Raw genomic sequence first — 20,556 nt, forward strand, 5'->3', positions numbered from 1 at the left:
GGGACGCTGCCCCTCCACGGTGACGCAGCACGGCGTCCCGCCGCGGCGGACGGGCCGTCCCGACCCCGCGGCGCGCGCCCGACGTTCTGTCGGGGAGCGGGCACGGCGGCGCTCGGCCGCTGTGCGACGATCGAGCGCCGGCGGACACGATGACCGACCCCGACGCGCCCACGAGCCCCGCACCGGCGACGCCCCGCCACCACGTGCTGGCGGCGGTGGCGCTCGGCGGCGCGCTCGGCACGCTCGCCCGCGCCGGCCTGGCCGAGGCGCAGGGGCACGACCCCTCGACGTGGCCGTGGGGAACGCTCGTCGCGAACCTCGTGGGCACGTTCCTCCTCGGCTGGTGGACGGTCCGCCTGACCCACGTCCCCGACCTCGACCCGCGGTTCCGGCCCTTCCTCACGACGGGGATCTGCGGTGGCCTGACGACGTTCTCGACGCTGCAGCTCGAGCTCGTGCGGCAGGTCGACGACGGTCGCTGGGCGCTGGCGGCCGGCTACGGCGCGGTGACGCTCGTCGGCGGGCTGCTGACCGCGGTGGCCGGGCACCGGGCGGCGCGCGCCCGGCGCCGGAGCGGGACGAGCGCGACATGAGCGTCCTGCTCTGGTCCGGCGTCGCGGCGCTCGGCGGTGCCGGCGCCGTGCTGCGGTTCCTCGTCGACGCGCGGGTCCGCGCGCGCGTCCCGGGCGCGTTCCCCGCCGGGATCCTCGTCGTCAACGTCTCGGCGTCGCTCGCGCTCGGGCTGGTGAGCGGGCTCGCGCTGTCCCACGACGCGGCGCTGCTGCTCGGCACCGCGTTCGTCGGCGCCTACTCGACCTTCTCGACCTGGATGCTCGACGTGAGCGGCGCCGCCCGCGATCGCCTGCTCGCGGTGGCGGCCGGCAACCTCGTCGGCAGCATGGTCCTCGGGCTCGCCGCCGCCGCGGCGGGGCGCGCGATCGGGCTCGCGCTCGCCTGATGCCGACGACCGGACCGCGTCCCCGACGGGGAGCGCTGGACCGCCGTTCCGACCGAGCGTAGGATCGCGGCATGGGAGAGCGGCGGAGCGGTGGGCCACGTCTGCGCGGGACGGTCGCGGTGCTCGCGGCGCTCGTCCTCGGTGCGGCGCTCTCACCCGCGGCGCGGGCCGCCGAGCCGCTGCGGGTCCCGTGGGACGTCACCGCGTTCGTCGGCGGCGGCGCGAGCCCCGACACGGCCCCGGGGACGAACGACTTCTCCTGCAAGCCGGCGCCGGGCACGCGGCCGGTCGTGCTCGTCCACGGCCTCGCCGGGACCCTCGGCACGAACTGGGCGACGATGGCGCCGCTGCTGAAGAACAACGGCTTCTGCGTCTTCGGCCTCACCTACGGCAAGACGCTCGGGTTCCCGCTGCTGGCCGGCTTCACGCGGATGGAGGACAGCTCCGCCGAGCTCGCGGCGCTCGTGGACCGGGTGCTGCGCAGCACCGGCGCGGACAAGGTCGACCTCGTCGGCCACTCCGAGGGCACGGTCATGCCGCGGTGGTACCTCTCGTTCCGGGGCGGCGCGAAGAAGGTCGACAAGTACGTCCAGCTCACGCCGCTGTGGAAGGGGACGAACCTCGTGGGCCTCGGCGACCTCGCCGACGCCGCGGCCGGCCTCGGCCTGCCCGGGCGGCAGGTCGCCGAGCTGCTGCTCGGGCCGCTCTGCGGGTCGTGCGCGCAGTTCCTGCGCGGCTCGGACTACCTGAGGAAGGTGAACGCCGCGGGCCCCGCGATCCCGGGGATCACGTACACGGGCATCGCCACGAAGTACGACGAGCTCGTCACGCCGTACACGAGCGGCCTGCTCGACGCCCCGAACGTCACGAACGTCGTGCTGCAGGACGTCTGCCCGAACGACCTCTCCGAGCACCTCGCGGTCGCGTACTCCCCGAACGCCGCGCAGCTCGTGCTCAACGCGCTGGCACCGGACCGCGCGCGGAAGGTCCGCTGCGTCGCGATGACGCCCCTGGGCTACTTCGGCCCCGACCCGGGAGTGCGCCTCGATCCGCCGCCCGCGACGCCCGCCGCCGCGACGGACGACCGCGGCCCCGCCGACGCGCCGGTCGTGCGCCCGACCGGATCGGCCGCGCGCTGCCAGGCCCCGCGCCGCCTGACGATCCGCGTCCGTCCGACGAACCGCCCCATCCGCACGGCGACCGTCCGCGTCGGCACGGAGCGCGTGAGCACCCGCCGGGCACCCGGCACCCGCGCCGCGCAGGGCCGCAAGGTCGCCACGGTCGACCTCCGCCGGCGCGCCGGCCGCACGGTCGTCGTGCGCAGCACCGCCACCCTGCGGGCCCGCGATCGTCGCGGCCGCGTCGTCCGGGTCAGCGACGTGCGGCAGTACCGGGTCTGCGCGGCGAGCTGAGGCCCTCCGGCCGGCTCACCGCCGCGCACGCCGCTGGTAGAAGGGGGAGGTGCGCGACGCGCTCCCCCGGACGGTGCGGCTGCCCGACGGCCACCCCGTCGAGATCCGCGCCCTGACGCCCGACGACCGCGAGGCGCTGGCGGACGGGTTCGCGCGGCTCAGCGAGGAGTCGCGCTACCGGCGGTTCTTCGCGCCGATGCCGCGGCTCCCGTCGCGGATGCTCGACTACCTCGTCGACGTCGACCATCACGACCACGAGGCGATCGCCGCCATCGATCCGGTCGACGGGCGCGGGCTCGGCGTCGCGCGCTTCATCCGCGAGCCCGACGGGGACCGGGCGGAGCTCGCGATCACGATCCGCGACGACGCCCAGGGGCGCGGCATCGGGCGCGTGCTGCTCGACGCGCTCGCCGATCGCGCGCGCGAGGAGGGCCTGCGCACGCTGACGGCGTCGGTGCTCGCCGACAACCCGGCGGCGGTCCACGTGATCTCGGACCTCGGCCCCACGGCGCGCCGGTACGAGGGACAGGTCGTCGAGCTCGAGATCGCCCTGCCGGACGCCCCCGGCGCCGGCCCGGTCCTCGGCGAGCTGCTGCGCGGGGCCGCCGCCGGCTCGTTCGTCGTCGTCGGCGGGCTGCTGCAGGCGGTCGCCGCGTGGGCCACGCCGCGGCGCCGCCGCACCGATCCGCGACCCGGCGGGGTGCCGCAGCGGATCGTCGTCGGCACCGACGGGTCGCTGAGCGCGGCGCTCGCGGTCGCCCAGGCGACGGGGCTGGCGGCGGGGGTCGGCGCGAGCCTCCACGTCGTCAGCGCCTACCTCGGCGTCGTGGCGCGCGCGAAGGGGGCGGTGCCCGACGGCCTCTCCGACCTCGGCTGGCTCGTCTCGACCGAGGCGGACGCGCGCGGCGCGGTGGCGATCGGCCGCCGGATCGCGTGGAACGCCGGGATCGAGGCGACGGTCGAGACGCGCCGCGGGGACCCCGCGTCGGTGCTGCTCGCCGCGGCGACCGACCACGACGCCGACCTCCTGGTCGTCGGCAGCAAGGGGCTGCGCGGCGCGCGGCGGTTCCTGCTGGGCGGCGTGGCGGACAAGGTTGCCCGCCACGCGCCCTGCAGCGTGCTGATCGCACGAACGATGTGACGCCGACGCGAACGCCGGCGTCCGGCTCGGAGAGTGCGCTGTCGAAGGTCCCCCAACCCCGGCAGCGCGTGTCCCAGAAGGTCCCCCGCGCCTATACTTGAATGCTCAAGCACCCGAACCGTAGCGCGAAGGCTTCATCGGTGCAACCCAGGACCGACACGTGCCCGACGCTCCCTCCCGACCGGCCCTGGACGCCGCCCGCGCCCAGGCGTGGCGGCGGCTGATGTTCGCCGTCCAGGGCCTCGACGAGGTCCTGGAGCGCCAGGTCCAGCGCGACGGCGGGATGCCGCACGCGTACTACAAGGTCCTCGTCGTGCTCGACGCCGCGCCGGACGGCGAGCTGCGGATGAGCGAGGTCTGCGGTCGCCTGCACTTCTCGCCCAGCCGGCTCTCGCACGCCGTGCGGCGGATGGAGGACGACGGCTGGGTCTCGCGCCGCTCCGACCCCGACGACGGGCGGGCCTTCCTGCTGCGCCTGACCGACGAGGGCCGCGCGCTCGTGGAGCGGATCTCGCCGCGGCAGGTCGCCGAGATCCGGATGCCGGTGATGGGCGCGCTCGACGACGCGCAGGTCGAGCAGCTCGACGCGATCGCCGCGACGATCCTGGACGCGATCGACGGCCTCGCCGCCGACGACTGCTGAGCGCCAGCGCACCGCGCCGGCACACGGATCGTCCAGCGCCAGCCACGGACCGTTGGACGATCTGCCAGCACCACCGCGGTCGCGGGCGGCGATGATGCGGCCACGCGATGACCACGACGCCCGCCCCCGTCGCCGCTCCCGCGCCGCGGATCACCGTCCGCCAGGCGCTCGACCTGCCCGTGCTGCGGCGCGGGATGCCCGACGTGCTCGCCGGCGCCGACCGGCTCGACCGGCCGATCCGGTGGGTCCACGCGGGGGAGGTCGACTACATCGCCTCGATGCTGCGCGGCGGCGAGCTGCTGCTGACGACCGGCCTGGGGATCGGCAAGCGGGTCGCCGACCAGCGGCGGTTCGTCGCGGGCCTCGCGGACAAGGGCATCGCCGCGCTGGCGATCGAGCTCGGCCACAGCTTCCCGACGATGCCCGACGCGATCGTGCAGTCGGCCCGGCAGCACGACCTGCCGCTCGTGGCCCTGCACCGCGAGGTGCCGTTCGTCTCGGTGACCGAGGCGATCCACCGCGAGATCGTCCACGCCCACTACGCGCTGCTGCGTCGGGGCGACGACGTCCACCGCCGCCTCACGGAGCTGCTGCTCGCCGGCCAGGGGATCCCCGAGGTCCTCGCGGCCACCGCCGAGCTCGTCGACAACCCGGTCTTCCTCGAGGACGGCGACGGCCGGCTGCTCTTCCACGCCGCCGGGCCGCACCACGCCGGCGACGCCACGCCCGTGGATCCGCTCGACGCGTGGACGGCGGCGAAGGGCGACGGCCGCGCGCCGTGGCGCGCCGGGCTCGCCGCCCCGGTCCCGCACGGGCCGAGCCAGGCCGCGGGGCGCCTGCTGGCGCTGCCGCTGCGCGGACCGCTGGACGAGCGGGCCGAGGTCGTGCTCGAGCGCGCGGCCGGGATCGTCGCGCTGTCGCTGCTGCGCGCCCGGCAGGAGGAGGAGCTCGTCGCGCGCGAGCGCGGCGACTTCCTCGTCGACCTCGCCGCCGGCCGGATCGCGGGACGCGACGCGCAACGGCAGGCGCGCTCGATCGGGTTCGCGCCGGCCGGCCCGCAGCTGCTGCCGGTCGCCGCCGAGAGCGACGCCGCCGCCGGCTCCGCGGCCTGGAGCCTCGTCCTGCGCGACGCGCAGACCGAGCTGGACGGGCGCGGGACGGTCGCGCTCATCGGGCAGCGGGGGCGTCCGGGGCGACTGCTCGGGCTCGTCGCGCTGCGCGAGGACCAGGACCGCGCCGCGGTCGCCGACGGCGTCGCCGACGCGCTGCGCACCGCCGCGGGCCGCCGGCTCGGGGCCGGCGAGCTGCTCGTCGCCGTCGGCCTGCCCGTCGCGTGGCCCGACGCGGGCCGGGGCCTGCAGCTCACGGAGGAGACCGCGTCCGCGGCGGCGAGCCTGCCGCCGGCGCGCTGGCACGACGCCGGGGCGCTCGAGCTGCAGCGGCTGCTCTGGCGCTGGCGCGACGACGCGGAGGTCGCCGCGTTCGTCCGACGGCGGCTCGGGGCGCTGCTCGAGCACGACGCCCAGCGCAAGCACGCGCTGCTGCCGACGCTCGAAGCGCTCTGCGCCAACGGCTGGCGCAAGGCGGAGACCGCGCGCGCGCTGCACCTCAACCGGCAGGCGCTCTACAACCGACTGACGCGGCTGGAGCAGCTGCTCGGCGTCGACCTGTCGGACCCCGAGCAGACGATGACCGTGCACCTGGCACTGCGCGCGCTGCCCTACGTCGAGCCCGACGCGACGACCGCCGGACCGCGGGTCCGGGGATGAGCGTCCCCTGGCCCCGCACCCCGCCGACGGCCGCGGACCGCGCGAGCTACGCCGACGCCGCGGTCCGGCCGTTCTGGCTCGATCCGGACGCGACCGACGTGACGCTGCCGGACCCCGCGCCGCCGATCGTCGGCACGGCCGAGGCGGACCTCTGCGTCGTCGGCGGCGGGTTCACCGGGCTGTGGGCGGCGCTGCACGCCAAGCGCGAGGACCCGTCCCGCGACGTCCTGCTGCTCGAGGCGCAGACCTGCGGCTTCGGCGCGAGCGGCCGCAACGGCGGCTTCTGCGTCGCGTCGCTCACCCACGGGATCGGCAACGGCCACGAGCGGTTCCCGGACGAGCTCGCGACGCTCGAGCGCCTCGGCCTGCAGCAGCACGAGGCGCTGATCGCCGACCTCGAGCGGCACGGGGTCGACGCCGACCTCGAGCGCACGGGCGAGCTGACGATCCTCCTGGACCCGGCGCACGCCCCCGAGGCCGAGGAGGAGGCCGCGCTGCTGCGGGACCACGGTCACGACGCGGAGGTCCTCGACGTCGCGGCGGCGCGGCGGCAGCTGCGCTCGCCGGTCGTCCAGGGCGCGCTCGCGGACCGCACCGGCGCCGCGCTCGTGCACCCCGGCAAGCTCGCGCTCGGCCTGCGCGCCGCGGCGCTGCGGGCCGGCGTGCGGATCGCCGAGCACACGCCGGTCGACGCGCTGGAGCCGGAGGGATCGCTCGGGGCGGTGGCGCTCGTGACGCCGCGGGGGCGCGTGCGCGCGCGGCGGGTGCTGCTGGCCACGAACGCCTACGGCCAGCTGCTGCCGGCGGTCCGGCGGCGGATCGTCCCGGTCTACGACTACGTGCTGATGACCGAGCCGCTGCGCCCCGAGCAGCGCGCCGCGATCGGCTGGGAGGGGCGCCAGGGGATCGGCGACTGGGCGAACCGGTTCCACTACTTCCGCCTGACCCGGGACGACCGGATCCTCTGGGGCGGCTACGACGCGGTCCACCGGTTCGGGAACCCCGTCCGGCCGTCGCTGGACGACCACGACCCGACGTTCGCGCGGCTGGCGCAGCAGTTCTTCGTCGCGTTCCCGCAGCTGCGCGGCCTGCGCTTCACCCACCGCTGGGGCGGGGCGATCGACACGTGCAGCCGGTTCAGCGCGTTCTTCGCGCTCGCCCACGGCGGCCGCGTGAGCGCCGTCGCCGGGTACACCGGCCTCGGCGTCGGCGCGTCGCGATTCGGCGCCCAGGTCGCGCTGGACCTGCTCGACGGTCGCGAGACGGAGGCCACCGCGCTGCGCTACGTCCGCGAGCGGCCGGTGCCGTTCCCGCCCGAGCCGCTGCGCTGGACGGGGATCGCGATCACGCGCAACCGGCTGGCGGCCGCCGACCGGACCGGGCGACGCGGCCTGTGGCTGCGCGCGCTCGACCGGCTCGGCCTGGGCTTCGACAGCTGACGGCCGGCGGCCGATCCGCCACATCAGGACCACATATGAACACTTCGTCGATGAAGTGTTCGCGTGAGGGACGGAGCGGTACGCTAGCGGCATGGCGGACCCCGAACCGCGCGGCACGTGGCTGCCGGTGCGCTGGCAGCCGGACCCGGCGGCGACGGGACCCCGCCGGGCGCGGACGCCGGCGCTGATCGAGGCGTTCGTCCCCGAGCCGGTCGACGCCGGCGAGCTCTCGCTCTCGGCCGCGGCCACGACCGCGGCCGCCGACGCCGAGCGCGCCATCGCCCGTCTGCAGCGGACCCACGCCGCCGGGCTCCTGCGGACCCTCTCGGCGCAGATGCTGCGCTCGGAGGCGATCGCGTCGTCGCAGATGGAAGGGGTCGTCGTCCCGTCGAACCGGACGCTCGCGAAGGTCGGCGCGGGCGGGCGCCACCACCCGAACGCGCAGGCCGCGCTGGAGGCGATCGCCGCGGTCACCGACGCCTACGCCTGGGCGGCGGCCGGCGGGGCGTTCACGACCGAGATCCTCCTCGACCTCCACCGCGCGGTGGCCCGCGGCGACCGGGCGCTCGCGCCGCACGCCGGCGCGTGGCGCGAGGGACAGAACTGGATCGGCCGCGACCCGCACACGCCGGCCGGCGCGGACTTCGTGCCGCCGCCGCGCGACCACCTCGAGCCGTTGATCGATGATCTCGTCGCCCTCCTCGAGCGGCGAGACCTGTCACCGGTCGTGCAGGCAGCGGTCGCCCATGCGCAGTTCGAGACGCTGCATCCGTTCGCCGACGGCAACGGGCGCGTCGGCCGGATCCTGGTCGGCATGCTCCTGCGTCGCGACCGGCTCGTCGAGGAGATCGACCCGCCGGTCTCGCTCGTGCTCGCGCGCGACCGCGAGCGCTACGTCGCCGCGCTGACGGCGTGGCGGCTCGATCGGCGGGACGGACCGAGCCTCCTCGTGTCGACGATCGCCGAGGCGCTGGAGGAGGCCGCATCGGCGACCGCGCGCCTCGTGGACGACGTCGACCGGCTGCTCGACACGTGGCGGTCCACGCTCGACGGCGTCCGGGCGCACTCCGCGGCGTGGGCCCTGCTCGAGCTGCTGCCGAGTCGGCCGATCGTCTCGGCGACCTCGGCGGCGGAAGCGCTCGGCCGCTCGCCGCAGCGCGTCCGCGACGGGCTCGCGCTGCTGCAGGAGCGCGGCGTCGTCCGGCCGGTGACGCTCGGCCGGCGGAACGTCCAGTACGAGGCCGTCGGCGTGTTCGCGCTGCTGGACGCGTTCGAGCGGGAGCTGTCGGGGGGACGCCTCCAGATCGCCGAGACGCGCTGACGGAGTCGTGAGGGCGCGGCGCGCGGCCCGGGACGGCCGCGCGACGAGGTGGGACGGGACGGACGGGACCGGACGCGGCCCTGGGGCGACGTCGGCCATCGACGGCGACGCGCTCCCCGGGCCGGCGGGCACGGGTCAGGCCTGGGCCTCGGCGAACGCCTCGGGGGTGGGGGGGCCGTTCTCCACGGCGACCGGGTCCATCCACATGACCTCCCAGAGGTGGCCGTCGAGGTCGTGGAAGCTGCGGCCGTACATGAAGCCGTAGTCCTGCGGGTCCTTCGCGGCGGTCGCGCCGGCCGCGAGCGCCGCCTCGGCGAACGCGTCCACGGCCTCCCGGCTGTCGGCGCTGACGGCGGCGGTCAGCGCGGTCGCCTCCTGCGCGTCGGCGACCGGCTTCACGGTGAACTCGGCGAAGCGCTCGCGCTGCAGCAGCATGACGAACGCCTGGTCGCTGACGACCATGCACGCCGCGCCCTCGTCGCTGAACTTCTCGTTGAACGTGAAGTCGAGGGCGGCGAAGAAGTCGCGGCTCCGCTGGAGGTCGGCGACGGGCAGGTTGAGGAACAGCAGACGGGACACGGGAGAGCTCCTGGTGAGGTGGGTCCCGACGCTCCGGTGCCTGCTCGGCGGCCGCTCGTCGGGGTCAGGAGCAAGGACGGCGGCCTCCCGGGCGACTCATCGGGGACCGAGAAGTTGGCGTGTTCCCGCTCCCGACGACGGACCGCGCGAGCAGACGCCAGGGGCGACGGACCGCCCACGGAACGTTCCGACTCCGCACCCGACAGGGGGAGACGTCCCGGAACGGTCCGTTCCCGGTGTCGGAGCCGGGCCATACGATGGGTCCGCCATGGCCGCCTCCCCCTCCGCCCCCCGCGCCCGCGCGGCCGGCGCCACCTTCGAGCAGGACCTCGAGCGCCTCCGTCCCGCGCTGACGGGCTACTGCTACCGGATGCTCGGCTCGGGCTTCGAGGCCGAGGACGCGGTCCAGGAGACGATGCTGCGCGCGTGGCGCCGCAGCGAGACGCTCGTCGAGCGCGCGGCGCTGAAGTCGTGGCTCTTCCGGATCGCGACGAACGTCTGCTTCGACCTGCTCGACGGGCGCAAGCGCCGCGCACGGCCGGTCGACCTCGCCGAGCCGGGGACGGCGGACTCGCTGCTCGGCGCCGGCCTGCCCGAGGCGACCTGGGTGCTCCCCGTCGCCGACGGGCGGATCGAGACCGAGCGGCCCGACGATCCCGCCGGCCGGGCCGCGCAGCGCGAGACGCTGCGCCTGGCGTTCGTCGCCGCGCTGCAGCACCTGCCGGCGCGCCAGCGGGTCGTCCTCGTCCTGCGCGAGGTGCTGCGCTGGAGCGCGAAGGAGGTCGCCGAGCTGCTCGAGACGAGCGTCGCGTCGGTGAACAGCGCGCTGCAGCGGGCGCGCGCGACCCTCGACGAGCTGGCGCTGGAGGACGGCGACGCCCCGGCCCGCCCGAGCGACGAGGAGGAGCGACGGCTGCTGGAGCAGTACCTCGAGGCGTTCGCCGAGTACGACATCGACCGGATCGTCGCGCTGCTGCGCTACGACGTCGCCTTCGACATGCCGCCGCTGCCGCTCTGGCTGCGCGGCCCGGAGGAGGTCGGGAGGTTCATGCTCGGCCAGGGCGCCGCCTGCCGCGGCTCGAAGCTCATCGCCGTCCGCGCGAACGGCGGGCCCGCCTACGCCGGCTACAAGCCCGACCCCGAGTCCGGTGCCTGGCTGCCGTGGTCGCTCACCCTGCTGGAGACCGCCGCCGCGGGCGCCACCGCCGATCAGCCGGCCACGATCGTCGGCGTGCGCAACTTCCTGCAGCCGTTCCTGTCCCCGGCGCTCTTCCGCTCGTTCGGGCTGCCCGAGCAGCTCGACGCCGAGGCGCCGGTCATCGAGTACCGCTAGCGCACGTCGCTCACCCGGGACGCGTCCACCGTACGCGCTCGAAGCGCGCGAAGTCCCGATCGAACGAGACGACCTCGCCCCCGTGCTCGAGGGCGATCGCGGCCAGCTGGGCGTCGGCCACGAGGTCGCCCGCCGCGTCGTAGGCGTCGCACAGCTCGCGCAGGAGCTCGAGGTGCCGACGTCCGGGTCCGAGGAGGAGGTGGCGCGGTTGCCCGCGGAGCGCGGCGAGGTACTCGAACGCCTCGGCGACCGGCGTCGGACGGACGAAGATCCTGCGGTTCGTCGCGATCCGGAGGAACGACCCGGCGACGAGGTCGGGGACCGCGAACGGCTCGCCGTCGTCGAGCAGTCCCTCCAGCCACGGACGCGCGGCGGGGAACTGCGGATGGTCGTCCCGATACGCCGCGAGCACGACGTTCACGTCGAGCAGCTTCACCGCAGGTCGCCCAGCTCCCGATCGGCGTCGAGCGCCTCGCGCAGCGAGCGGTTCGAGGTCACGTCGACGCCGACCTGCGGGCCGCCCCCGCCCCGGAAGACCGGGACGGGAACGCGGGCGTCGTCCCCGTCGGCCACGGCGAGCTCTCGCCGCAGGGCGTCCTCGATCACGCGGCCGATCGGTCGGCCCTGCTGTCGCGCCCGACGCTTGGCGGCGGCGAGCAGCTCGTCGTCGACCGAGATCGTGGTGCGCATGGCATCGAGGGTACCGCATCATCCGCATCACACTGATCGGCTGAGGTTCGCGGGGCGTTCCGATCTCGTCCCGGAAGCGGCGATCCGGGACGCGCCGGTCGATCGGGGGCGGGCTCCGGAGGCCTGGGGACGCTCAGCGACGCGCGACCGACCGCGGCGGCTCGTCGGCGAGCGGGCGAACGTGGGGGAAGGCGCGGGTGGCGCCGTCGAAGGTCCACGGCCGCTGCTCGACGCAGGCGGGCGAGGCGCCGAAGGACGCGTACGTCGGCGGGGCGGTCGCGCCGCGGCAGTCCCAGGCGGCCAGCGGCGCGCCGCGGACGAGCGCCGACAGCCAGCCCGGGGCCGGGTAGGCGTTGCCGCGGAAGCTCGGCTGGCGCGCCGTCGTGCCGTAGAGCGGGCTCGAGCCGAGGACGGCGGCGAGGCGGATCGCGCGCTGACGGATGCCGGGCGCGACCTGGACGGTCGGCTGGGTGACGGCGGCGAGCTTGCCGACCCAGGCCACGAGCTGCTCGCGGTAGGCGGCGAGCATCCCGAAGAACGAGGGCATCCGACGGGTGACCCGGCGCGTCTCGGTCAGGAGGTCGGGCAGCTGGCCCACGGCGTCCTGGAGCTCGGGCAGGGCGGCGGCGCTGCGGCGCACGAGCGGGCGCGCGTCGCCGAGCAGCTCGGCGGTCGCGGGCGCGAGCTCCTCGGCGGCCTCGAGCGCCGGCGACAGGCGGTCGGCGCCGTCCCGCAGGCGGGCGACGGTCGGCCCAGCGCGGCGAGCGAGGCGCTCGCCGCGGCGGACGGTCGCGCGGGTCTGGCCGATGAGGTCCGGGAGGCCGTCGACCGTCCGGCGCAGCGCATCGGCGCGGTCCGCCCCCGTCGCGGCGACGGTGCCGGCGTCGCGCACGAGCGCCTCCAGATCCCCGCCGCTGTCGGCGATCGCCCCCGCGGTGCGCTCGGCGCGCTGCGTCAGGCGCGTGACGAGCGGGCGCTGACCGTCGACGATCGCCGTCAGCCGGTCGAGGTCCTCCGCCACGTCCGGGCCGCGCCCGAGCAGCGCGTTGAGCTCCGCGCCCCGTCCGTCGAGCGCCGTGCGGGCCGTGGCGGCGAGCCGCCGGACCGCGCGGCGGGTGGGCGGGTCGAGCGCGTCGAGCAGCTCGCCGACGGTCGCCGTCTCGTCGGCGACGCCCCGGATGGTCCCGCCGTCGGGCAGCGACGGGCCGTGCGCGGTCCCCGGGCTCAGCGCGACGAACCGCTCGCCGAGCAGCGACGCCGTGCGCAGGAGGACCCGGGTGTCGGCGGGCAGCGGCGCGAAGCGCGGCTCGATCTCGAGCTCGGCGCGCGTCGTGCCCCCGCCCGGGGTCCGCTGCGGGTCGACGGCCGTGACGCGGCCGGCGTCGACGCCGCTGATCCGAACGGTCGCGCCGCGGGACAGCCCCGTGGCGTCCGGGAGGGCGACCGACACCCGGTAGCCCTGCGCGGCGAACGGCGTCGAGCCCCCGGCCGCGACCCAGAGCCCGATCGCGGCGATCCCCGCGACGAGCGCGACCGCGATCACCGCGAGGAGCACCCCGCGTGCGGGCATCCGCGTCAGCACGCGGCACCCCCGCTCGCCGGCGCGCCCGCCGCCCGGGCCCCGTTCGCACCGCTCCGCGGCTCGGCCGCCGACCCGGTCCCGCCCAGCCGGATCCGGGACGGTCCCCGCCCGCTCCCGACCCGGCGCCCCGCCGACCGCGTGGCGCCGCTCATCGCTCGCACCCTCCCGCGAGCCCGGCGAGCGCGCCGAGGCTCGCCTGCAGCCCCGGCTCGGACTGGAAGGAGCTGCAGCTCAGCAGCGGCAGCAGGCGCCAGGCGGCCCCGGACGCGTCGGCGGTCGAGAGCATCGAGTTCGCGTTGTGGAAGAACCAGGAGCCCCAGTACAGGTAGCCCTTGCGCCCGTCGCCGGGGTCGGCCGCCAGCTCGTTGAAGCCGTAGGAGAGCGCGGCGACGATCCTCCGCGCCGGCGGCACGAGGCCCTCGATCCGCGCGAGCACCGGGCCGGCGTCGCGCGCGACGGGGACGGCCCGGCGCACGAGCGGGCGGACGTCGTCGCGCAGGAACGGCTCGGTGCGGCGCAGCAGCGCGCCCGCGTCGCGGCTCAGCGCCGGCAGCCGCCGCAGCGCCGGGCGCAGCGTCGTGGCCGTCCGGCGCGCGGTCCGCAGCAGCGCGGCGGTGCGGTCGATCGAGGCGGACGCGTCGCCGAGCACGGCCGGCAGGGCGCGCACCCCCGCGCGCAGCGCGGCGTCCTGCTCGGCCAGCGCCGCGAGCGTCGCGCCGAGGTCGTCGGTCAGGCCACCGAGCCGCTCGCCCTCGCCGGCCGCCGTCCGCGACAGCGCCGTCAGGTCGCCGACGAGCCGGCGGACCGTCCGCGACCGCGGCCACCCCCAGATCGACTGGCAGATCCGCCGCCCGACCATCGACTACGGCCCCCGCCCCCTGGACGCCGTCCCCGCCGAGCGGTTCGCCGACGAGGCCGACCGCCGCCACACCGAGGACTGGGGCACCCAGCCCACCGCATGAGCGCGCGCTGAACCCACGGCGGCGTCCGGTCCCCGGCGCCGCCACTCCGCGGTCGGTCAACGCGCCGTGCCGCGGTGCCAGACCCGGGCACCCGTCGGAGTCGAGGGGCCGCCACCTGTCGGTTCTCGCTGAGGAGAGGGTCCGGCCGGACGTGGCCAGACGGCTTGTTCGGCCGCCATCGCCTGCGGTACGATCAAGCGCACCAGCACGGACAGCTCCATGTCCACATCAGAAGGTCACGACGCCCCGGTTGCCCCCGGGGCGTCGCTGTTGCTAGGGCCTGATCACAACCGCGTCGGCGACGAACTCGTGACGCACGCGACCGTCCGCCTGCACGACCGCACAGAGATCGTCGTGGACCGGCGGGCCCGGCCTCTTGCCGTTGTGGCCGCGTTTCTTGCCGAACACCGACCACCACCCACGGTCCGAGCAGATCCGCCATGCGGTCCGCTCGCACATCACCTCGCCGGCCCGAGCCGCCTCCTCGACGAGGAACCGGTATCCGAACTCCGGACCCTCCTGGTGCGCATCGAAGAGCGCGTCGGCGCGGTACGCCGAGAGCAGCTCGCGGTCGCCGACCGGCTGCACGAGCCAGCGGTAGTACGGCTGGCGAGCGAGACCAGAACCCGGCACGTCACCGAGACGGGAACCCCGTCGTCGGCGAGCTCCCTGACGACCGGGTACATCATCTTCCCGGCAGATTCGCCTGCGACAGATACGCCGCCGCCCGCCGCAGCATCTCGTTCTCCTGCTCCAACAGCCGGATCCGCTTACGCGCGTCGCGAGCTGCGGCCAGCCCGGTCGGCCTGCTTCATCCAGTTCGTCAGACACGACTCACTGACCCCGAAATCAGCCGCGATCTGCTTGATCGTCGTCTCGCCGTCGCGGGCCCTCGCGACCCGGACAACGTCCTCCTTGAACTCCCGCGGATACGGCTTCGGCACGCTGCACATCCTCTCCGGCGGCGCTTCTCAGCACCACACGTCAGGTGTCACCGATCCGTGCAGCAGACCCGGGTTCGTGTACGTCGCGTTCATCGTCGACGCGTTCTCACGCCGCATCGTCGGCTGGAAGGCCGACACCACGATGAGAACGTCGCTCGTGCTCGAGACGCTCGAGATGGCGCTGTGGGCCCGCGAACGCGACGGTCTCCCGGTCGCACCGGACGAGCTGGTGCACCACCACGACAACGGATCGCAATATCTGTCGTTCGCGTTCACCAGCCGCCTGCTCGACGCCGGCGTCGACGCGTCGGTCGGCACCGTCGGCGACGGCTACGACAACGCGCTGGCCGAGACCACCATCGGCCTGTTCAAGACCGAGAAGATCAACCGCAACGGGCCCTGGCGCACGCTCGCAGAGGTCGAACTCGCGACCCTCGAATGGGTCGATTGGTACAACAACGCCCGGCTGCACAGCGCCTGCGACAGACGGCCCCCAGCCGAGTACGAAGCCCTTCACCGACAAGGCCTCCTGGCCACAACCTGACCCCTCCACCTTTCCCGGGGCGGTTCAGGCAATCCCCGGGGCGCCTTCGTGGCGACGATCAAACGTGACGTCGCCGTAAACGTAGTCGCCGTTGGTGTGGAGGCGGAGCCCGGTACTGCAGGGGTTCTGCGAGCCGCAGCCGAGGCAGTTGGGGTGGTGCTCGGGGATGGAGCCGTCGGGTGCGACTCTCACAGCAGCGCCTCGAGAGCTCGCAGGGCCTCGTGCTCGAGGTAGTCGATGCGCTGGACGGTTTCGCGGGCTGCGGCGAGATCGTGCGCCGCGGTGTTGTTGGCCAGCGCTTTCCACTGGTCGGCCAGTGCGGTGGCGGTCCTTGCGGCCTCGGCGACCGTCTGGTCTCGCAAGGTGTCGGCTACCTGCCCAAGGTAGTCGGCTTGGAGGGAGCGGAACATCGCTCCTCCGGTGCCGGCTTTGACGATCAAGACGGTCAGGAGGTCGAGGGCCTGCGGGAGGGTGTCCTCGAACCGTGCGGCCCAGTCCGGAAAGGTACGGGCGAAGTGCGTTACGCCGGCCAGGCCGCAGGCGCCTTGGAGGCCTCCGACGGTGTCGGAGTCCTGGCGCATGTTTCTCGATGTCGTCGCTGCAGCAGCCCTGACGGCGTCCTCTAGGTCAGGCAACGCCTTCGGCCACTGGTAGCGAAAGCGGGTGCTGCGGTTGGGGCTGGGGAATCCGTCGGAGTTCAGTGCTCGACGGAGGCTCGTGTAGGAGCAGGGCTGCAGCTCGTCGCGGTCATTGTCTGCGACCCACGCGACCTGGTGGTCATCGTCGTAGCCGCAGATGACGATCGCGTGGCGGGTATTGACCATGCGTACGCGGAGGTATTCCAGGTGCGCGATGTCGGCCCAGACCAGCGGCGGGTCGCCGCGGTCGATGGCGTCCTTGATGGCTTGCCAGCCCTCGTCGGGGTCATCGGTGCTCTGAACGTGCGCGGTGGCGCCGAGGTGGGCTGCGATGTCGTGTTCCATCGACCCGACCCTGCCCACGAGATAGAACGGAATGCCGGGCAGTTGATCGGTGTAGAAGAACCCGTAGCCGCCGGAGAGCCCGAAGACCATCGGCTCGCTGAGCGGCCCGGCACCGTAGTCCAGCCGGTGATACTCGAGCAGGTCACGCAGCGCACCGGAGGCACAATGGCCGGCACGCCGGTGGGGGAACGGTCGCGGAACCGACGGGGCGGCAGGAATGTTCATGATGCCTTCAGCTGGACGGGGGTGGTCGCGATCCTCACCGCGCGCTGCCGGTGGGGGTCTGCAATAGCGAGGCCAGCTTCGTATCGGGGTCCGCGAGCAGAACGCGGTCAGGAGAAAGCTCTTGGGTGATGGCGCGCTTGGCGAACATGAACTCCTGCGGGCGGTTCACGCAGTCCGCGGCGATCAGCCGGCCGTCGGCGAAGTAGAAGCAGGCGAAGCTCCGGCCGTCGTCGGGGTCCCCCCGCAGCACGACCTCGTCGTGGCCCGCGCTCAGACCGGCGATCTGGAGCTTGAGGTCGTACTGGTCGGACCAGAACCACGGCAGCGCGGAGATCGGCTTCGGCTTGCCGCAGATCGCGCCGGCGATTGCCTTGGCGTGCTCGTTGGCGTTGGCGACGCACTCCAAGCGCATCCGGGTGCCGTAGCGGGCGTCGGGGTGGTTGGCGCAGTCGCCGGCAGCGAAGACGTGCGGGTCGTCGGTGCGGCCGTGCTCGTCGACGAGGATCCCGTCCTGGACTGCTAGCCCGGCGTCGCGGGCGAGCTCGACGTTGGGCAGGACGCCGACCCCGACGACGACGAGGTCCGCGGGGATCTTGGTGCCGTCGGTGAGGCGGACGGCCCGGAGGTGCCCGTCGCCCTCGAACCCCGCGACCCCGACGCCGGTGCGCAGGTCGACGCCCTCCTCGCGGTGCACGCGGTCGTAGAAGGCCGAGACCTCGGGGGCGGTGACGCGCTGCAGGACGCGGTCGGCGACCTCCAGGACCGCGACCTCGATCCCCAGCTTGCGCAGCGACGCGGCGGCCTCGAGGCCGATGTAGCCCGCGCCCACGATGACGGCCCGGGCGGCGGTCTTAAGGGTGCCCCGGATGGCCTCGATGTCGGCGGCGTCCCGCAGGGCGTGCACGCCGGCCAGGTCGGCCCCCGGGACGTCCAACGGGCGGGGACGCGCCCCGGTGCAGAGGACGAGCCGGTCGTAGGACAGCGCGTCGCCGTCGTCGAGGGCGACGGTGCCGGCCTCGCGGTCGATCGCGGTGACCCGGGCGTGCCGGAAGGTCACGTCCTCCTTCTCGTAGAACTCCGGCCCCCGGATCAGGAGGTCGTCGAGCGTCGTCGTCCCGTGCAGGAACGTCTTGGACAGCGGCGGCCGCTGGTAGGGCAGCGACGGCTCGTCGCCGACGAGCAGGACCTCGCCCTCCCAGCCGCCCTGGCGCAGGCTGACGCAGAGCTGCGCGCTCGCGTGCCCGGCGCCGACCACGATCACCCGGTCGCGTCCCATCCCATCCTCCCGTCCGTCGCGGTGGCCGCTCAGACGCTCGACACGGCCTCGACGCGGATCGGCTCCTGCTCGCGCGCGGGCTTGGGCGTCAGCTGCACCTGCATGTCGCTGTAGCCCACGACGAAGTTCGACTGCACGTAGCCGGGCTCGCCGACGACCTCGATGCGGTCGAACCGCTCGAGCAGCTCCTCCCACAGGATCCGCAGCTGCATCTCGGCGAGCCGGTTGCCCATGCAGCGGTGCACGCCGAACCCGAACGACATGTGGTTGCGCGCGTTCTTGCGGTCAATGACGAAGTCGTCGGCGTTCTCGAACTTGGCCTCGTCGCGGTTGCCCGACGCGTACCACATGAGCACCACGTCGCCCTTGCGGATGAACTGCCCACCGAAGTGCACGTCGCGGGTGGCGACGCGGCGCATGTAGGCCAGGGGGGTCTGCCAGCGGATGATCTCCGAGACCATGTTCGGGATCAGCTTCGGGTCGGCCTTGAGCTTCTCGAATTGGTCGGGGAACCGGTTCATCGCCAGGACGCCGCCGGACATCGAGTTGCGGGTGGTGTCGTTGCCGCCAACGATCAGCAGGGCCAAGTTGCCGAGGAACTCGAACGGCTTCTTGATGAGGTCCTTCGTGTCCTCCGACGTCTGCATCAGCGTGATCAGGTCGAAGCCGTCGGGCTCGCCGGCGGCGCGACGCGCAGCCTTGTCGTGCCACAGTGTGACGAAGCTGCGCGCGAGTTCCCTGGCGGCGGGAAAGAGCTCGTCTTGGTGCGTTGTGCCGCCCGTGGCGTCCGCGGACCCGCTGATCGTGTCGGACCAGTACGTGAGCTTGTGGCGGTCCTCGAACGGGAAGTCCAGGATCGTCGCCAGCATCCGGACGGTGATCTCCTTCGAGACGCGCTCGACCCAGTCGAAGGGCCGGTCGGTGGGGAGGTTGTCGAGCACGTCCTGCACGCGCTCGCGGATCAGCGACTCCATCTCCTTGAGGTTCTTCGGCGCGACGACGCCCTGGACGGCCTTGCGCTGCACGTCGTGCTTGGGCGGGTCCATCGCGATGAACATCTCGGCATTGAACGGCGGAGGCCCAAGCACGATAAACGGCTCGGCCGAGAAGACCTCCGCGTTGGAGTCCACGGCTTGGATGTCGGCGTAGCGCGTGATCGACCAGAACGGCCCGAACGGACTCTCGGGCTGGTAGTGGACGGGGGCCTCCTCGCGCAGGCGCTTGAAGTAGGGGTACAACTGGCCCTGGCGGTTCATGAACGGGTTGCTGACATCGATCTTCTCCAGCGGGACGTTCGCCGGATCGGGGATCGGTCGCTCCTCGAAATGCAGCGCCTTCGTCACGCCGGCCAGGCGCTTGGCCTTCTGCGCGATGCCCACGCCCTGGATCACGCGGTCCGTCGGCACCGTCGCTTGCACCGCGTCGGTCAGGCGGTCTTTCGTTCGCTGCAGGTAGCTGACGTCGGTTGTCATGGTCTCTCGCTCGCTAGTTGTCGGTGTGGACACGGGGTCAGCTACATCTGGAACTCGGGCAGGTGGACCGTCAGCCCGTCCAGCTCCGCCGTCGCGCGCAGCTGGCACGCCAGACGCGAGTTCGGGTTGCACTCGGGCGACATCTCCACCATCTGGCTCTCAAGCTCGGTGCGCGTCCCGGTCGTGGCGATCCAGGCGTCATCGACGATCACGTGGCAGGTGCCGCACGACGCCTCGCCGCCGCAGTCGCCGTCGATCCCCGGAACGCCGTGATTGGTCGCCAGCTCCATCAACGACGAGCCGTCCTCCAGCTCGACCTGGTGCGGCGTGCCGTCGTGCTCGACGAACGTGATGGTCCCCATGACTTGCCCCTTCCTCGACTGTTCTGGCGAAGCCCGAACCACGCTCAGCGGGCTTGCTCGTCCGACAGTCTGACAGAACTGCATCGAGCGTGCCACTTTTGTGCACCGTGCGGTACGTTTTAGGGGTGGACGTTGAGGACGACCGATGAGCACCCCGACACACCTGACGCGCAAGGGCGCTCGACGGGCCGAGGAGATCCTCGAGGCCACCATCCGCTGCCTTGCTCGCGACGGGTATGCGGCCACCTCGCTGCAGCGCGTCGCTGAAGAGGCCGGAGTTCCCAAGCGCGCGATCCCGTACTACTTCACCTCGCGCGACGGGCTGCTGACCAACGCGGCCGAGCACCTGATCGCGCGGCTCGTCGACCAGATCCTGCAGGCCGTCGACGCGCTCGAGGACGCCGACCGCATCATTGATGTCGGCTTCGAAGCGTTCTGGGCCGGCCTGACCCGCGACCGAGCGTTTCTCATCGCATGGCTGGGCCTGCAGACCGAAGCGATCACCAACCCGTCCCTCGCGCCAGCTGCCGCGGCGGCAACCGACCAGCTGCGTCTGATGATCGACGGCCTGATCGACGGGCACCTCGCCCGCGGCGGCCAGCTCGCGCACCCGCCACAGACGATCCAGATCACCACCCTCGCATGGGCGCAGGGCCTTGCCCTGGAATGGGTCAGCACCGGCACCACACCCTCCCTCGAGGACTCCATCGTCGTCCTGCGGACCTGGTTGAAGACCGCAGCGCACCCCGAGACCGCGTCGCCCGGCAGCCCGAACGCCGCCGCACACCAGACCGAGCAGACGTCCCGATGTGAGCCAGGCCGGTTTTCGTGGAGGCCTCGTTTCCAGGTTTCGCCTGGGAGAGGATGCATCGAAGATGGCCCGACCGAAGAAGTACCCGACCGAGTTGCGTGAGCGTGCGG

The 20,556-nt window shown here is 74.0% G+C and carries 22 protein-coding genes; 11 read left to right on the plus strand and 11 right to left on the minus strand.

Annotation, left to right across the window (positions count from 1 at the left end):
• The first annotated feature begins 149 nt into the window (after window positions 1-149).
• The 8 genes from crcB (SK069_RS19585) to SK069_RS19620 all read left to right on the plus strand — a co-directional run bounded on the left by crcB (SK069_RS19585) (window position 150) and on the right by SK069_RS19620 (window position 8,683).
• Window positions 150-593 carry a fluoride efflux transporter CrcB gene (crcB, locus tag SK069_RS19585; protein ID WP_319955956.1) on the plus strand — a complete coding sequence of 148 codons (444 nt, stop codon included), beginning with the start codon at window positions 150-152 and terminating at the stop codon, window positions 591-593.
• A complete protein-coding gene (gene crcB / locus SK069_RS19590; protein ID WP_319955957.1) occupies window positions 590-958 on the plus strand; it encodes a fluoride efflux transporter CrcB in 369 nt (122 codons plus the stop codon). The genes crcB (SK069_RS19585) and crcB (SK069_RS19590) overlap by 4 nt, the downstream gene beginning before the upstream one ends.
• Before the next feature lie 71 nt (window positions 959-1,029).
• Window positions 1,030-2,370, plus strand: a complete 1,341-nt coding sequence (locus tag SK069_RS19595; RefSeq protein ID WP_319955958.1) for a lipase family alpha/beta hydrolase — start codon at window positions 1,030-1,032, stop codon at window positions 2,368-2,370.
• A gap of 49 nt (window positions 2,371-2,419) precedes the next feature.
• Window positions 2,420-3,511: a GNAT family N-acetyltransferase gene (locus SK069_RS19600; protein ID WP_319955959.1), complete on the plus strand. Its 1,092-nt coding sequence runs from the start codon at window positions 2,420-2,422 to the stop codon at window positions 3,509-3,511.
• Window positions 3,512-3,671: 160 nt separating this feature from the next.
• On the plus strand, window positions 3,672-4,154 hold the full coding sequence (locus SK069_RS19605) for a MarR family winged helix-turn-helix transcriptional regulator (protein ID WP_319955960.1): 483 nt from the start codon (window positions 3,672-3,674) through the stop codon (window positions 4,152-4,154).
• Between the two features lie 107 nt (window positions 4,155-4,261).
• Window positions 4,262-5,923 carry a PucR family transcriptional regulator gene (locus SK069_RS19610; RefSeq protein WP_319955961.1) on the plus strand — a complete coding sequence of 554 codons (1,662 nt, stop codon included), beginning with the start codon at window positions 4,262-4,264 and terminating at the stop codon, window positions 5,921-5,923.
• The gene (locus SK069_RS19615) at window positions 5,920-7,362 is read left to right on the plus strand and encodes an NAD(P)/FAD-dependent oxidoreductase (RefSeq protein WP_319955962.1); all 1,443 of its coding nucleotides are present in this window, start codon (window positions 5,920-5,922) and stop codon (window positions 7,360-7,362) included. The genes SK069_RS19610 and SK069_RS19615 overlap by 4 nt, the downstream gene beginning before the upstream one ends.
• Before the next feature lie 91 nt (window positions 7,363-7,453).
• Window positions 7,454-8,683 (plus strand): Fic family protein, encoded by a 1,230-nt coding sequence (locus tag SK069_RS19620; RefSeq protein ID WP_319955963.1) that lies wholly within the window; start codon window positions 7,454-7,456, stop codon window positions 8,681-8,683.
• 135 nt (window positions 8,684-8,818) lie between these two features.
• Here SK069_RS19620 and SK069_RS19625 read toward each other — a convergent pair whose 3' ends face one another.
• Window positions 8,819-9,262 carry a VOC family protein gene (locus SK069_RS19625; RefSeq protein ID WP_319955964.1) on the minus strand — a complete coding sequence of 148 codons (444 nt, stop codon included), beginning with the start codon at window positions 9,260-9,262 and terminating at the stop codon, window positions 8,819-8,821.
• 268 nt (window positions 9,263-9,530) lie between these two features.
• Here SK069_RS19625 and SK069_RS19630 point away from each other — a divergent pair, with 268 nt between their 5' ends.
• Window positions 9,531-10,595, plus strand: coding sequence for a sigma-70 family RNA polymerase sigma factor (locus tag SK069_RS19630; protein ID WP_319955965.1), 1,065 nt, complete (start codon window positions 9,531-9,533; stop codon window positions 10,593-10,595).
• Between the two features lie 10 nt (window positions 10,596-10,605).
• Here SK069_RS19630 and SK069_RS19635 read toward each other — a convergent pair whose 3' ends face one another.
• The 6 genes from SK069_RS19635 to SK069_RS20335 all read right to left on the minus strand — a co-directional run bounded on the left by SK069_RS19635 (window position 10,606) and on the right by SK069_RS20335 (window position 14,782).
• Complete coding sequence (locus tag SK069_RS19635; protein WP_319955966.1) at window positions 10,606-11,031, minus strand: type II toxin-antitoxin system VapC family toxin; 426 nt, start codon at window positions 11,029-11,031, stop codon at window positions 10,606-10,608.
• A complete protein-coding gene (locus tag SK069_RS19640) occupies window positions 11,028-11,285 on the minus strand; it encodes a ribbon-helix-helix protein, CopG family (RefSeq protein WP_319955967.1) in 258 nt (85 codons plus the stop codon). The genes SK069_RS19635 and SK069_RS19640 overlap by 4 nt, the downstream gene beginning before the upstream one ends.
• Window positions 11,286-11,418: 133 nt before the next feature.
• Window positions 11,419-12,855, minus strand: a complete 1,437-nt coding sequence (locus tag SK069_RS19645; RefSeq protein ID WP_319955968.1) for an MlaD family protein — start codon at window positions 12,853-12,855, stop codon at window positions 11,419-11,421.
• 160 nt (window positions 12,856-13,015) lie between these two features.
• On the minus strand, window positions 13,016-13,726 hold the full coding sequence (locus SK069_RS19650) for an Mce/MlaD family protein (RefSeq protein WP_319955969.1): 711 nt from the start codon (window positions 13,724-13,726) through the stop codon (window positions 13,016-13,018).
• A 376-nt stretch (window positions 13,727-14,102) separates the two neighbouring features.
• Window positions 14,103-14,462 (minus strand): hypothetical protein, encoded by a 360-nt coding sequence (locus SK069_RS19655; RefSeq protein ID WP_319955976.1) that lies wholly within the window; start codon window positions 14,460-14,462, stop codon window positions 14,103-14,105.
• A gap of 137 nt (window positions 14,463-14,599) precedes the next feature.
• The gene (locus SK069_RS20335) at window positions 14,600-14,782 is read right to left on the minus strand and encodes a transposase (RefSeq protein ID WP_406628317.1); all 183 of its coding nucleotides are present in this window, start codon (window positions 14,780-14,782) and stop codon (window positions 14,600-14,602) included.
• Here SK069_RS20335 and SK069_RS20340 point away from each other — a divergent pair.
• Window positions 14,745-15,317, plus strand: coding sequence for a transposase (locus SK069_RS20340; RefSeq protein ID WP_406628318.1), 573 nt, complete (start codon window positions 14,745-14,747; stop codon window positions 15,315-15,317). The two genes, SK069_RS20335 and SK069_RS20340, sit on opposite strands and share 38 nt — an antisense overlap.
• Window positions 15,318-15,505: 188 nt before the next feature.
• Here SK069_RS20340 and SK069_RS19665 read toward each other — a convergent pair whose 3' ends face one another.
• The 4 genes from SK069_RS19665 to SK069_RS19680 are packed head-to-tail and all read right to left on the minus strand — an operon-like array spanning window position 15,506 to window position 19,635.
• A complete protein-coding gene (locus tag SK069_RS19665; RefSeq protein ID WP_319955970.1) occupies window positions 15,506-16,525 on the minus strand; it encodes a BtrH N-terminal domain-containing protein in 1,020 nt (339 codons plus the stop codon).
• A 34-nt stretch (window positions 16,526-16,559) separates the two neighbouring features.
• On the minus strand, window positions 16,560-17,801 hold the full coding sequence (locus tag SK069_RS19670) for an NAD(P)/FAD-dependent oxidoreductase (protein WP_319955971.1): 1,242 nt from the start codon (window positions 17,799-17,801) through the stop codon (window positions 16,560-16,562).
• Window positions 17,802-17,830: 29 nt separating this feature from the next.
• A complete protein-coding gene (locus tag SK069_RS19675) occupies window positions 17,831-19,273 on the minus strand; it encodes a cytochrome P450 (RefSeq protein WP_319955972.1) in 1,443 nt (480 codons plus the stop codon).
• 41 nt (window positions 19,274-19,314) lie between these two features.
• Complete coding sequence (locus SK069_RS19680) at window positions 19,315-19,635, minus strand: 2Fe-2S iron-sulfur cluster-binding protein (protein ID WP_319955973.1); 321 nt, start codon at window positions 19,633-19,635, stop codon at window positions 19,315-19,317.
• Between the two features lie 145 nt (window positions 19,636-19,780).
• Here SK069_RS19680 and SK069_RS19685 point away from each other — a divergent pair, with 145 nt between their 5' ends.
• Complete coding sequence (locus SK069_RS19685) at window positions 19,781-20,548, plus strand: TetR/AcrR family transcriptional regulator (protein ID WP_319955974.1); 768 nt, start codon at window positions 19,781-19,783, stop codon at window positions 20,546-20,548.
• Window positions 20,549-20,556: the final 8 nt, after the last annotated feature.

Source organism: Patulibacter brassicae (assembly GCF_033949425.1).
Lineage (GTDB): Bacteria > Actinomycetota > Thermoleophilia > Solirubrobacterales > Solirubrobacteraceae > Patulibacter > Patulibacter brassicae.

Coding starts and splice junctions, on each gene's coding strand:
- crcB (WP_319955956.1), top strand. CDS start 150: ATGACCGACCCCGACGCGCCCACGAGCCCCGCACCGGCGACGCCCCGC.
- crcB (WP_319955957.1), top strand. CDS start 590: ATGAGCGTCCTGCTCTGGTCCGGCGTCGCGGCGCTCGGCGGTGCCGGC.
- SK069_RS19595 (WP_319955958.1), top strand. CDS start 1,030: ATGGGAGAGCGGCGGAGCGGTGGGCCACGTCTGCGCGGGACGGTCGCG.
- SK069_RS19610 (WP_319955961.1), top strand. CDS start 4,262: ATGACCACGACGCCCGCCCCCGTCGCCGCTCCCGCGCCGCGGATCACC.
- SK069_RS19615 (WP_319955962.1), top strand. CDS start 5,920: ATGAGCGTCCCCTGGCCCCGCACCCCGCCGACGGCCGCGGACCGCGCG.
- SK069_RS19620 (WP_319955963.1), top strand. CDS start 7,454: ATGGCGGACCCCGAACCGCGCGGCACGTGGCTGCCGGTGCGCTGGCAG.
- SK069_RS19630 (WP_319955965.1), top strand. CDS start 9,531: ATGGCCGCCTCCCCCTCCGCCCCCCGCGCCCGCGCGGCCGGCGCCACC.
- SK069_RS19640 (WP_319955967.1), bottom strand. CDS start 11,285: ATGCGCACCACGATCTCGGTCGACGACGAGCTGCTCGCCGCCGCCAAG.
- SK069_RS19645 (WP_319955968.1), bottom strand. CDS start 12,855: ATGCCCGCACGCGGGGTGCTCCTCGCGGTGATCGCGGTCGCGCTCGTC.
- SK069_RS19650 (WP_319955969.1), bottom strand. CDS start 13,726: ATGGTCGGGCGGCGGATCTGCCAGTCGATCTGGGGGTGGCCGCGGTCG.
- SK069_RS20335 (WP_406628317.1), bottom strand. CDS start 14,782: ATGTGCAGCGTGCCGAAGCCGTATCCGCGGGAGTTCAAGGAGGACGTT.
- SK069_RS19665 (WP_319955970.1), bottom strand. CDS start 16,525: ATGAACATTCCTGCCGCCCCGTCGGTTCCGCGACCGTTCCCCCACCGG.
- SK069_RS19670 (WP_319955971.1), bottom strand. CDS start 17,801: ATGGGACGCGACCGGGTGATCGTGGTCGGCGCCGGGCACGCGAGCGCG.
- SK069_RS19675 (WP_319955972.1), bottom strand. CDS start 19,273: ATGACAACCGACGTCAGCTACCTGCAGCGAACGAAAGACCGCCTGACC.
- SK069_RS19680 (WP_319955973.1), bottom strand. CDS start 19,635: ATGGGGACCATCACGTTCGTCGAGCACGACGGCACGCCGCACCAGGTC.
- SK069_RS19685 (WP_319955974.1), top strand. CDS start 19,781: ATGAGCACCCCGACACACCTGACGCGCAAGGGCGCTCGACGGGCCGAG.